General features: G+C 60.8%; 14 protein-coding genes. 11 read left to right on the forward strand and 3 right to left on the reverse strand.

Annotation, left to right across the window (positions count from 1 at the left end; all coding sequences use genetic code 11):
• Positions 1-138 precede the first annotated feature (138 nt).
• From AC4CWH_RS24830 to AC4CWH_RS24870, 9 genes are all read left to right on the forward strand, one after another.
• A complete protein-coding gene (locus tag AC4CWH_RS24830) occupies positions 139-984 on the forward strand; it encodes a transporter substrate-binding domain-containing protein (RefSeq protein ID WP_491321818.1) in 846 nt (281 codons plus the stop codon).
• 83 nt (positions 985-1,067) lie between these two features.
• Positions 1,068-1,796 (forward strand): amino acid ABC transporter ATP-binding protein, encoded by a 729-nt coding sequence (locus AC4CWH_RS24835; RefSeq protein WP_491322330.1) that lies wholly within the window; start codon positions 1,068-1,070, stop codon positions 1,794-1,796.
• Positions 1,797-1,806: 10 nt separating this feature from the next.
• Positions 1,807-2,490, forward strand: a complete 684-nt coding sequence (locus tag AC4CWH_RS24840) for an amino acid ABC transporter permease (RefSeq protein ID WP_491322331.1) — start codon at positions 1,807-1,809, stop codon at positions 2,488-2,490.
• A 13-nt stretch (positions 2,491-2,503) separates the two neighbouring features.
• A complete protein-coding gene (locus AC4CWH_RS24845) occupies positions 2,504-3,169 on the forward strand; it encodes an amino acid ABC transporter permease (RefSeq protein ID WP_491321819.1) in 666 nt (221 codons plus the stop codon).
• A gap of 30 nt (positions 3,170-3,199) precedes the next feature.
• Positions 3,200-4,126 (forward strand): N-carbamoyl-D-amino-acid hydrolase, encoded by a 927-nt coding sequence (locus tag AC4CWH_RS24850; RefSeq protein ID WP_491321820.1) that lies wholly within the window; start codon positions 3,200-3,202, stop codon positions 4,124-4,126.
• 11 nt (positions 4,127-4,137) lie between these two features.
• Positions 4,138-5,598, forward strand: a complete 1,461-nt coding sequence (gene hydA, locus AC4CWH_RS24855; protein WP_491321821.1) for a dihydropyrimidinase — start codon at positions 4,138-4,140, stop codon at positions 5,596-5,598.
• A complete protein-coding gene (locus AC4CWH_RS24860) occupies positions 5,595-6,257 on the forward strand; it encodes an aspartate/glutamate racemase family protein (RefSeq protein ID WP_491321822.1) in 663 nt (220 codons plus the stop codon). Before hydA ends, AC4CWH_RS24860 begins: the two co-directional genes overlap by 4 nt.
• A gap of 2 nt (positions 6,258-6,259) precedes the next feature.
• Positions 6,260-7,207 carry a LysR family transcriptional regulator gene (locus tag AC4CWH_RS24865; protein WP_491321823.1) on the forward strand — a complete coding sequence of 316 codons (948 nt, stop codon included), beginning with the start codon at positions 6,260-6,262 and terminating at the stop codon, positions 7,205-7,207.
• A 107-nt stretch (positions 7,208-7,314) separates the two neighbouring features.
• A complete protein-coding gene (locus tag AC4CWH_RS24870) occupies positions 7,315-8,085 on the forward strand; it encodes a LamB/YcsF family protein (RefSeq protein ID WP_491321824.1) in 771 nt (256 codons plus the stop codon).
• A gap of 253 nt (positions 8,086-8,338) precedes the next feature.
• Here AC4CWH_RS24870 and AC4CWH_RS24875 read toward each other — a convergent pair whose 3' ends face one another.
• On the reverse strand, positions 8,339-9,250 hold the full coding sequence (locus tag AC4CWH_RS24875) for a LysR family transcriptional regulator (RefSeq protein WP_491321825.1): 912 nt from the start codon (positions 9,248-9,250) through the stop codon (positions 8,339-8,341).
• A gap of 100 nt (positions 9,251-9,350) precedes the next feature.
• On the opposite strand from AC4CWH_RS24875, the gene AC4CWH_RS24880 reads away from it, so the two are divergent.
• Positions 9,351-9,674 carry a nuclear transport factor 2 family protein gene (locus AC4CWH_RS24880; RefSeq protein ID WP_491321826.1) on the forward strand — a complete coding sequence of 108 codons (324 nt, stop codon included), beginning with the start codon at positions 9,351-9,353 and terminating at the stop codon, positions 9,672-9,674.
• The gene (locus AC4CWH_RS24885; protein ID WP_491321827.1) at positions 9,671-10,450 is read left to right on the forward strand and encodes an SDR family oxidoreductase; all 780 of its coding nucleotides are present in this window, start codon (positions 9,671-9,673) and stop codon (positions 10,448-10,450) included. Before AC4CWH_RS24880 ends, AC4CWH_RS24885 begins: the two co-directional genes overlap by 4 nt.
• Before the next feature lie 110 nt (positions 10,451-10,560).
• Here the strand turns inward: AC4CWH_RS24885 and AC4CWH_RS24890 are convergent, their stop codons facing one another.
• Together AC4CWH_RS24890 and AC4CWH_RS24895 are read right to left on the reverse strand one after the other, a co-directional pair.
• Positions 10,561-10,917, reverse strand: coding sequence for a response regulator transcription factor (locus tag AC4CWH_RS24890; RefSeq protein ID WP_491321828.1), 357 nt, complete (start codon positions 10,915-10,917; stop codon positions 10,561-10,563).
• A gap of 98 nt (positions 10,918-11,015) precedes the next feature.
• Complete coding sequence (locus tag AC4CWH_RS24895; RefSeq protein ID WP_491285615.1) at positions 11,016-11,660, reverse strand: response regulator transcription factor; 645 nt, start codon at positions 11,658-11,660, stop codon at positions 11,016-11,018.
• Between the last annotated feature and the right edge of the window lie 75 nt (positions 11,661-11,735).

The raw sequence follows: 11,735 nt of genomic DNA on the forward strand, positions 1-11,735 counted from the left end.
GGTGGTCAACTATAATCCAGACGTATAATTCAACTCGAATTATCATAATCAATTATATTGCACTGCGGCATGAGCCGTGGAACTATCCTTCGATAAAGAGGCCGCAAGAGCCGAGATAACCACCAGCAGGAGAACATCATGAACCGCTTTTTCAAGTCCGGCTTTGCCGGGCTGGCGCTTTGTTGCGCCCTTTCGCCAGCGCTTGCTGCCGGAACAATCAAGACCGCACTCGACGGTACCTTTGCCCCGCATGCCATGCCGACGCTCGACGGCAAGGTCGAAGGTTTTAACGTCGATCTCGTCAACCTGATCGGCGAGCGCCTCGGCAAGACCGTGGACCTCACCTCGGCGCAGTTTTCCGGGCTGATCCCGGCGCTGCAGGCGAAAACCTATGATTTCCTCGCAGCCCCCGTCACCGTCAATGCCGAACGCTCGGCGAACCTGCTCTTCACCGAAGGCTTCATGGATACCAATTTCGGTTTCGTCGTGCCGGCCGGCGCACCAGACTACACCTCGCTTGACGGCCTGAAGGGCAAGACGATCGCCGTCAACAAGGGATCCGCCTATGACAGCTTCCTGCGGGAAAAGGCGGGTGAATACGGCTGGAAGGTCGAAAGCTACGGCACCAATACCGATGCGGTGGCAGCCGTTCTGGCCGGCCGCGCCGACGCAAACCTTGCCGGTGCAACCGTTGCCGCCTGGGCCGTCAAGCAGAACCCCAGACTGAAACTGTCCTACGAATATCCGACCGGCCTCGTCTGGGGTCTGGCCTTCCGCAAGGATGATGTCGAGGGCCGCAATCTCGTCGACAAGGCGATCGAATGCCTGAAGATCGACGGCTCGATGGCCAAGCTTTCGGAAAAATGGTTCGGCGTGACGCCGGCTGCCGGCACGACCATCGTCACCCCCACCAAGGGTTATGGCGTTCCGGGCTTCGACGGTTATGTCGATGATAGTCACGCACCGTCCTGCGCGCTGAAATGACCTTGTATCCGGTTCGGCGCGGCACGTGCCGCGTCGGACCGACTGACGCCTGCCCGGAGTTCGTGCTCATGACAAACCGCCCCATGCTTGAGATCGTTGCGCTGGAGAAGCGCTTCGGCACGAACACGATTCTCAAAGGTATCGATCTCAAGGTTTCCGAAGGTGAACTGGTCTTCGTGATCGGCCCTTCCGGCTCCGGCAAAAGCACCATGCTGCGCTGTTGCAACCGGCTGGAAGAGCCGTCCGGCGGCGACATCATCGTCAACGGCCGCAATATCATGAGCGGCACGACGGCCGATCTCAACCGCATGCGGCTGCAGGTCGGCATGGTCTTTCAAGGGTTTCACCTCTATCCGCACATGACGGTGCTGGACAATGTGACACTTGCCCAGCGCAAGGCGCTGAAACGCTACCGCCCGGAGGCGGACGCGCGCGCCATGGACATGCTGGAGAATGTCGGCCTTGCACACAAGGCAAAGGCCTATCCGTCCGAACTCTCCGGCGGCCAGCAGCAGCGCGTGGCGATTGCCCGCGCACTGGCGCTCGATCCGAAGGTCATGCTGTTCGACGAACCGACATCCGCGCTCGATCCGGAACTGGTGGGATCGGTGCTGAAGGTGATGAAGGACCTGCGCGACAAGGGCATGACCATGCTGGTCGTCAGCCACGAAATGGGGTTCGCGCGCGAGACCGCCGACCGCGTCGTCTTCATGGATGGCGGCGTCATTGTCGAGGAAGGCACGCCCGACGAGATTTTTGGCGCGCCGAAGGCCGAACGTACGCGGGCCTTCCTGTCCCGCGTGAAGAACTGAGGCCGTGGCGATGGAGGGTCTTCACCGCTTCCTTGCGACATTCTTCGACCCGGCGATGATAGCGGCCCATACGCCGGCGGTTCTCGCCGGTGTCTGGATCACCCTTGAGATCGGTCTCGCCGTCATCGTTGCCGGCATCGGTCTGGGGCTGCTGCTTGCATGCCTTCGCACCTATGGCCGGCGGTTTTTCAATTTTTTCATCGTCTGTTTTGCGGATATCTTCCGGGCGCTGCCGCCACTGGTGCTGATCCTCATCCTCTATTTCGGCCTGCCGTCGGCGGGCATCCTCCTATCGGGGCCGATGGTGCTGTTTCTTGTGCTCAGCCTGACGCTGGCCGCCTTTGCCGAGGAGATCTTCTGGGCCGGGTTTTCCGCCATCGACAAGGGACAGTGGGAGGCCGGCATCGCAACCGGCCTTGGCTTTACCGGCACGCTTGTTCATGTGGCACTGCCGCAGGCAATGCGCCTTGCCACGCCGCCGCTGGTCAACCGGGTTCTCGCCATTACCAAGATGACGGCGCTCGGCTCGGTGATCGGTGTCGAGGAAGTGCTTTCGGCGGCAACCACGGCGCAAAGTTTTTCCGGCAGTGCCACGCCGCTGTCGCTGGCGGCGATTGCCTATCTGATCATCTTCCTGCCGGTCGTCTTCCTGGCGCGCTTCCTGGAGACCCGGCAGCGCTGGGGCAGGGCTTGAGAGGAGAGACACGATGCAGACGCTTCTCGACCAGTTTTTCAATATCTCCATCATGATCAAGACCATGCCCCTGATGCTGAAGGGGCTCGTCATGACCCTGAAGCTCTGCGCGGCCGTCATCCTGCTTGGGCTTGTCGGCGGGCTTCTGGTGGCGCTCGGCAATCTGAGCCCGCGAAAATGGCTACGCCTGCCCTCTATCGTCTTTACCGATATCTTCCGCGCCCTGCCGCCGCTGGTGCTCTTGATCTTCATCTATTCCGGCCTGCCGTTTGCCGGTGTCGAGATTTCGCCCTTCACTGCGGTGGTGCTCGCCTTTTTCCTCAACAATTCCTCCTATTATGCCGAGGTTTATCGCGCCGGCATCCTCTCTGTGCCGAAAGGCCAGCTTGAGGCGGCGCGTTCCACGGGGCTGTCGAAGGCGCAGGCGCTGATCCACGTCGTTCTGCCGCAGGCCGTGCGCAACGTTCTGCCAGACCTCCTGTCCAACACGATCGAGGTGGTCAAACTCACCTCGCTTGCGTCCGCCGTCTCCTTTGCCGAACTGCTCTACAGCGCCAATATGGCGCGTTCCGTCACCTACAATGCTTCGCCGCTGGTTCTGGCGGCGCTCATCTATCTCGTCCTGCTCTGGCCTCTGGTGCGGCTCGTCAGCCGCTTCCAGCGACGGCTGGCGGCCTGACGTTTCCCATGACTTGAAAGGACATTTTCCATGACCCGCATGATGATCGCAGGCGCCCAGCTCGGTGCCATCCAGAAGAGTGACAGCCGCCAGGTGGTGGTTGCGCGGATGATCGAACTTCTGAACGAGGCTGCCGCCAAGGGCGCGCATATGGTGGTTTATCCGGAACTGGCACTGACGACCTTTTTTCCGCGCTGGTACATGCCCGATCAGGCCGAAGTCGATACCTGGTTCGAGACCGAAATGCCGAACGCTGCGACCCTGCCTCTCTTCGAGCGGGCGCGGGAACTGAGTGTTGCGATCACCTTCGGATACGCGGAACTGACACCGGAGGGCGAGCACTACAACACTTCGATCCTCACCAACCGCCGCGGCGAGATCATCGGCAAATACCGCAAGGTGCATCTGCCGGGCCATGTCGAATACGATACGGAGCGCGCCTTCCAGCATATGGAAAAGCGCTATTTCCTGCCCGGCGATCTCGGCTTCAACGTCTGGCGCAACGAGGGTGTGGTGATGGGCATGGCGATCTGCAACGACCGGCGCTGGCCGGAAACCTACCGGTGCCTTGGCCTGCAGGGGGTGGAACTGGTGACGATCGGCTACAACACGCCCTCGGTGAACAGTCAGATGAGCGCAGAGGGACTGGAAAAGCGACTGTTTCATTCGGAACTGTCGCTGCAGGCCGGCGCCTACCAGAACGCCACCTTTGTGGCCGGCATTGCCAAGGCCGGCCTCGAGGATGGCCACCCGCTGATGGGCGGCTCGGTGATCGTCGATCCCGATGGTTTCATCATGGTGCGCGCCGAAACGGAAGAAGACGAACTGATTTTTGCTGATTGCGATTTTTCCAAGTGCGCCTTCGGCAAATCGACGATCTTCGATTTTGAACGTCACCGCCGCATCGAACATTATGGCCGCATCACCAGCCAGACCGGCGTGATTGTAGAAGTTTGAGGGGGCAGGCCATGACCACGTTCGACACCGTCATCCACGGGGGCCGGGTGGTCACCGCCTCCGACGTGTTTTATGCCGATATCGGCATTCGCGACGGGCGCATTGCAGCCATTGCCGAAACGATCGAGGGCGGCGAGCGCCGCATCGATGCAACCGGCAGGTTGGTTATGCCCGGCGGCATCGAGGGCCACTGCCATATCGCGCAGGAAAGCTCGTCGGGCGTGATGACCGCCGACGACTATTATTCCGGCTCGGTATCGGCCGCGTTCGGCGGCAATTCCTCTTTCATTCCATTCGCCGCCCAGCATCGCGGCCAGTCGATTGCCGAGGTGATCTCCACCTACGATGGCCGCGCGGCGCCCCAGTCGGTGCTCGACTATTCCTACCACCTGATCATTTCCGATCCCTCGGCCGACGTGCTTGCCGAACTGCCTGATGTGTTTGCCCGTGGCATCACCTCGTTCAAGGTGTTCATGACCTATGACCTGATGAATATCGGCGACGGCGGCATGCTCGACATTTTGACGATTGCCAAGGCGCATGGCGCGCTGACCATGGTCCATGCGGAAAACAACGACATGGTGAAATGGATGAACCGGCGTCTGGCGGGCGTCGGCCTCACCGCGCCAAAATACCATGCCATCAGCCGGCCGGAACTTGCCGAGGAAGAGGCGATCAACCGCGCGGTGTCGCTTGCCAAGCTCGTCGATGCGGCTTTGTTCATCGTGCATGTCTCCACGGTCGGCGGTGCCGAAATCGTGCGGCGCGAAAAGCTTGCCGGCGCAAAACTCTTTGCCGAAACCTGTCCGCAATATCTGGCGCTGACCCGCGCCGATCTCGACCGGCCGGGAATGGAAGGCGCCAAATATATCTGCTCGCCGCCGTTGCGCGATGCAAAGACGCAAGCGGCCCTTTGGCGTCATATCCAGACCGGTACGTTTGAAAGCGTCTCATCCGACCACGCGCCCTACCGTGCCGATGCCACCGGAAAATTCCTGAACGGCGCTGACGTGCCTTATCCCAAAATCGCCAATGGCATGCCGGGCATCGCCATGCGGCTGCCCTATCTGTTTTCGGAGGGTGTCGTGAAGGGCCGCATCACCTTGCCGCAATTCGTGCAACTATCTTCCGCCAACGCGGCAAAAACCTTTGGGCTGGAAAAGAAGGGGGCCATCGCGCCCGGTTATGATGCTGATATCGCCATCTGGAACCCGACCGAGACCCGTACCGTTTCGCAAGCCGACCAGCACGACAACATGGATTACACGCCCTTCGAGGGCATGGAGATCACCGGCTGGCCGGAACTGGTGATGAACCGCGGGGATATCGTGGTCGAGCACGGCACACTGAAAGCCGCGCGTGGCAGGGGACGGTTCGTTGCCCGAAAGCCGGTCGACCTGACCGGCATTCCCGGCCATCGCGCCGCCGAACTGGATCCTGCCCGCAATTTCGGCGCGGAGATTGCACCATGAGCGGACCGATTGTCGTCATCAACCCCAACAGTTCGGAAAGCGTCACCGAGGGGCTGCGCACTGCTCTGGCAGGCTTCCGCTTTCCCGGTGGCCCCGCCATCGAGTGCCTGACCATTGCTGAGGGCCCGCCCGGCGTCGTGACGCAACGCGATGTCGATGAGGCGGCACTCAATGCGGCAAAAATCATCGAAGCGCGGTCCGATGCCGGCGCCTTCGTGCTGGCCTGTTATTCGCAGCCCGGACTTGATCTCGCCCGCTCGCTCACACCGGTGCCCGTCTACGGCATTCAGGATGCGGGTGTTCTCACCGCATTGGCGCGCGCCGACCTCTTTGGCGTGATTGCGGTGGCAGAAGCCTCTATTCCCCGTCATCTGCGCAATCTGCGCCGGCTTGGCGTCGACAACCGGCTGGCCGGTGAAGTGGCATTGCAGGGCGATATCAGTGTTGCCGACAGCGGCCACGGCGAGGACAGCTATGCTGCCCTGGTTGTTGCGGGCAGAAGGTTGAAAGCCATGGGGGCCGGTGCCGTGGTTCTGGGTTGTGCCGGCATGGCCGGCCACCGCGCAAGGCTTGAGGCGGAACTGGGCCTTGCCGTTATCGACCCGACCCAGGCAGCGGTTGCCATGGCCTTTGGCCATCTGGTAACGGGCAGCCGATGAACATGCCAGAGAACGAACCACCTCCCAACGAACCCGTCGCCCCACCGGATATCTCGCTACGCCTGCTGGAAATTTTCGGCGCCATGATGCGCTGCGCAACAACAGTCGAGGCGGCCGAGCAGCTCGGCATCTCACAACCTGCCGTGTCGAACGGCATCCGCCAGCTGGAAAGCCAGTTGGGCGTCACCCTCTTCGAGCGCCTGCATCGCCGCCTGCAGCCGACGGAAGAGGCACTTCTGCTCTATGAGGAAGTACGCCCGGTCTTTGGCCTGCTGCGCGGTTTTTCAGCGCGCGCAAGGGACATGCGACAGGGCCTGTCGGGACGGCTGCGGATCATCACCACGCCGCCGCTTGGCCATACCGTTGCGCCGGCAGCCCTGCGCACCTTCCTGAAGGAGCGGCCGGACGTCTCGGTGTCCTACGATGTGCGGCGCCTCGAACACGTGCTGGAGGCGGTGCAGAGCGGGGCAGCCGATATCGGGCTGGCGCTTGGCCTCGACCGCCACCCGGCCGTCAACATCGAGGTGCTCGCACGCACGCATATGGTGGCGCTGGTGCCGCTCGATGGACTGCTTGCGGCAAAGAACATCGTCTCGGCCGGCGATCTGGCCTCCGGCAGTTTTATCGGCCTGGAGGCGGAATCGCGCATGGGGCAGATCCTGCGCCACGCTTTCGAGCGCCATGGCGCGCATTACGACCCGCGTGTCGAGGTGCGTTACTGCTCGACGGCGGCGGTTCTCGCCGATACCGGCATCGGGGCTGCCGTCATCGACCCCTATAGCGCAGCCTTCCAGCGCAAGACCCATATGGTGGCACGCCCCTTCCAGCCACCGAGCGAGATCTGTGCCGTGATGCTGACCCGCAAGGGTGTGCCGCGCTCCCGGCTGCTGCATGCCTTTATCTCCGACCTCAAACAGGCCGTTTCCAGTTTTGATGTGGAAGCGGTTTAAATTCAGCACTGCTGGAAAGACGCGCGACAGCTAAGGGATACAAGGCCGGCTTGCCGTTTGTATCTCCGCTTCTGACTTAAACTGGAACTACACAAAGAGGGCTTGCGATGGCCACGATCGACGTGAATTGCGATATGGGAGAAGCCTTCGGCGCCTATTCCATGGGCGATGACAAGGCGATGCTCGATCTGGTGACCACCGCCAATGTGGCCTGTGGTTTTCACGCCGGTGATCCGGTGGTCATGCGCAACACGATTTTGATGGCGCGGGAGCGCGGCGTTGCGGTCGGCGCGCATCCCTCCTTCATGGATCTCTACGGTTTCGGCCGCCGGCGCATATCGGGCGAAAAGCCGGAAGACATCGAAGCGCAACTGATCTACCAGATAGCGGCGATTTCGGGCATGGCCAAAGCTCTCGGCTGGCCGATCACCCACGTGAAGACCCATGGCGCGATTGGCAATATGGCCGCCGAGGATGCGGTCCTCGCCGATGTCTGCGTGCGCGCCGTCCAGGCGGTGGATCCCAACCTGATCTTTATCACCTTGCCCTATTCGCAAACCATGAAGGCTGCGGAACGCATCGGCCTGAAGACCGCCAGCGAGATTTACGCCGACCGCACCTATGCCGATGAAGGCATGCTGACATCCCGGGCCATGGAAGGTTCTGTCATCCATGATCCCGCACAAAGCGTCGACCAGGTGCTGAGCATGGTCCGCGACGGTTTCATCCCGACGATCGGCGGCCAGAAACTGCCCGTCGAGGCGGAGACGCTCTGCGTGCATGGCGACACGCCGGGTGCTGCCACGATCACGCGGGCGCTGAAGGAAGCACTGATCGCCGAAGGCGTGACCATTGCACCCTTTGCCCGGCCGATGTGAATTCGGACACGGTGATAAGCCTCGGGCTCGATCTTGCCGTCGCCAGGCTCCGCCATGAGACCTTGATCGAGCGGCACCCAATCGATCGCGCGTGAAAGCGGACCCGATTTCGAACCGCCCTTGCTCCTTGGTGTTCCATGCCCCTGTTCCACTTCTCTCGGCACACGTGCCGGGACGGGCGGGAAAGCGACACGATCACTGCGCTTTGGCAAGTTCTGTCGCAATCCGGGCAGTTAAGGAACTTCATGAAGGTCTAAGCGCGTTTCGACATCTCGGCCGCGTGGCGGCGGGCGAGGTTGAGAAACTCCCTGACGCCGACGGGGAGGTTTCGGCGGCCGGGATAATAGAGGCAAAGGCCCGGAAAAGCCGGCGTCCAGTCATCGAGGATCCGGATCAGACGGCCTGACCTGATGTCGTCGATGACATTCTGCTCCATGAAATATCCGATGCCGACATTCTCCATCACGGCTGTGCGGGCAAGGTTTGCCTCGTCCAGAATGATGGGGCCTTCAACGTCGAGCTGGACCGTCTGCCCGTCCTTTTCAAAACGCCACCTGAACAGGGCGCCGTCCGGAAGGCGGACCCTGATGCAGTGATGCTTGAGGAGATCGGGAGGCGCCATCGGCATCGGGTGTGTGGCAAAGTAGGCGGGAGAGGCGACGACGGCGTATCTCTGCGGCTGGCCGAGCGACACGGAAATCATGTCGCTCGGAACCAGTCCCGCCACGCGGACACCCAGATCGAAACCGTCAGCCACGATGTCCACCAAGCGCCCTTCGGTGACCAGATCCACGGTCATGTCTGGAAAGCGGCGAAGATAGTCGATCACGAGCGGCGTCATGATGGCCTGTGCGGCAAAAGGCGCGGCGTTGATACGCAACGTGCCGGAGGGCGTGTCACGTTCGGACCTGACCGCATCGAGCGCACCACGAATATCTTGCAGCGCAGGGCCTACCTGTTCAACGAAGATCTTGCCGGCGCCGGTCAGGGAAAGGCTGCGGGTCGTTCGGTTGAACAGGCGCACCCCGAGGTTTGCCTCAAGCTTTGCGATCGCATGGCTGAGGGCCGTCGTCGACATGTTCAGCTCAACCGCTGCTGCGCGAAACGTGCCCTTGCGCGCAATGGCCAGAACCGCGTGTAGATCCTCCAGCGCGCCCCGTTCCATTATCCCGATTTCCTCAATTCCTCATCCCGGTTTGTCCTGATTATCTTCACAATCGTCAAGTGCTAATCTTCGACCATCATAGTGAACAAGGATAACTCAGATGGTTTTGCCTCAGGCCTTAGAGACCTACTTCGATGCCGACCGGACAGGTGACGAGAATGCGCTAATCGGCGCATTCTGCGACACGGCCGTCGTTAAGGACGAGGGAGCCACCCACAGAGGTCCCCCCGCAATCCGCAGCTGGTGGCGTGATGCCAAGGAAAAGTACCAGCACGCCGCACAGCCGATCAGCGCGGACACGAATGGCGAGGCCATCTCGGTGCTCGCGAGCGTCAGTGGAAACTTCCCCAATAGCCCCGCTGAACTGCATTTCCGCTTCGTCCTCGAGACAGGCAAAATCCGTGAACTGGAGATCGGCGCATGACCAGCTTTCTTGCACTGGAAGGAAAACGTGCCCTCATCACCGCAGGAACCAAGGGTGCGGGCGGGGCAACGACAGACCTCTTTCGAAGCCTTGGTGCGCGCGTTCTTGCAACTGCTCGCTCCCGGCCGGATGCCTTGCCAGAGGATCTCTTTGTTGCAGCTGACCTCAAAACGGCGGAAGGCTGCGCCACCGTGGCGCAAGCGGTGCGCGAACGGTTGGGCGGGGTCGATATCATCGTCCATATGCTGGGCGGTTCGTCGGCCCCAGGCGGTGGTTTTGCAGCGCTCGGTGAGGACGATTGGCAAGAGGAGCTGAACGCAAACCTGTTTCCAGCCGTCCGCCTGGACAAGCTGCTTGTGCCTCAGATGGTGGCGGAGGGGCGAGGGGTCGTGATTCACGTCACCTCCATCCAGCGCATTCTGCCTCTGCCCCAATCGACAACGGCCTATGCCGCCGCAAAGGCTGCATTGTCGACCTATAGCAAGGCGCTGTCGAAAGAGGTGGCACCGCATGGCGTCCGTGTCGTGCGCGTCTCGCCGGGCTGGATCGAAACCGAAGCCTCGGTGCGCCTTGCCGAACGGCTGGCCGCCGAGGCCAAGACCGATTACGAAGGCGGCAAGAAGATCATCATGGACAGTCTCGGCGGCATACCGCTCGGCCGGCCGAGCAGGCCCGAAGAGGTCGCCAATCTGATTGCTTTTCTGGCATCAGATCGCGCTGCCTCGATCACCGGAACTGAACATGTCATCGACGGCGGCACGGTGCCGACGGTTTAAGGGCTTCGGACGGTTCTGGACGGCACGATGTTTTGCAGAGTTCGACCTAGGCCGCTCCGACAAAAGGGCGGCGTAGGTTCAAGCTGTTGGGAGATCGCTTACCGTTTCCCCTATTCACGCCCGAGATCGCTGATGGCCTGGTGGATGGCATCGATCAAGACTTGGCCCTGGAACGGCTTTTGCAGCAAGATCAAGCCACCACATTCCTTGACCTTGCGTGGCAATGTCGGATCGGTCTGGGCCGAGACAAAGATCACGGCGACGGTTGAACCTTCTGCGTTCAGCCGTTGTTTCAGTTCAATTCCGGTCATTCCGGGCATCTGGATGTCTGAAATAATGCAGTCGGGATCCCAAACCGGGCGTGTATCCAGGAACGATTCTGCAGAGGCATGGCCCGACACGTCATATCCGAGCGACCTGATCAGGCCTTCCGTTGCGGTGCGGAAGGAATCATCGTCATCGATCACTGCGATATGCACATTCCGGGACGCGGGCATCGAATTAGGCCTTTTTGGCAAAGAGACTTCAAGCGCCTCTCAATCGCACACTTCGCCGGCCGCGGAAATCATACGGTAGTGTTACCTGCTTCTTTTATATCCCTCAGTTTGAGGGCATCCGCCATGCGCACAAGGTCTGGAAGGGTTCGCGCACCCATCTTTTTCATCGCGGAACCCCGGTGGATCTTCACGGTGACTTCGCTGATGCCGAGATCGCCGGCCACCTGCTTGTTGAGAAGGCCTCTGGTCACCAGCAGCATGACCTGCTGCTCACGAAGGGTAAGAGATTGATATCGTTCCTCGATGCTGGCGAATGCTTCCTGATTGACGCGCCGTGCGCGGTCCAGCTTGAGTGCAGCAGCCACCGCGTCGAGCATATCCTGATCGCGAAAGGGTTTTGTCAGGAAATCGACGGCGCCGGCCTTCATCCCGCGCACGGACATCGGGATATCCCCATGCCCCGTCATCAGGACCACAGGGATTTCAATGCCGGACTGCGCAAGCTGCTGTTGGAAATCCAGGCCGCTCGTTCCCTGAAGGCGGATATCGAGCACGAGGCAAGCTTCTGCATCGGGGCGCTCGACTGCCAGGAATTCCTGGGTCGAAACAAAGGTGTGCGTGGCAAAGCCAACCGAGCGGAAAAGGCTGTCGAGAGAGGACCGAATGGATTCATCATCATCGATTATGTAGATGAACGGTGCGTTTTTCTTCACCTGTGGCCTCTTCCCCGGACGATGGACTCTTGAACTTCAAGTCCAAGGTCATGCCAAGAAAACAATTCGATGGAA

This window comes from Neorhizobium sp. PAMB6716, from assembly GCF_058242805.1.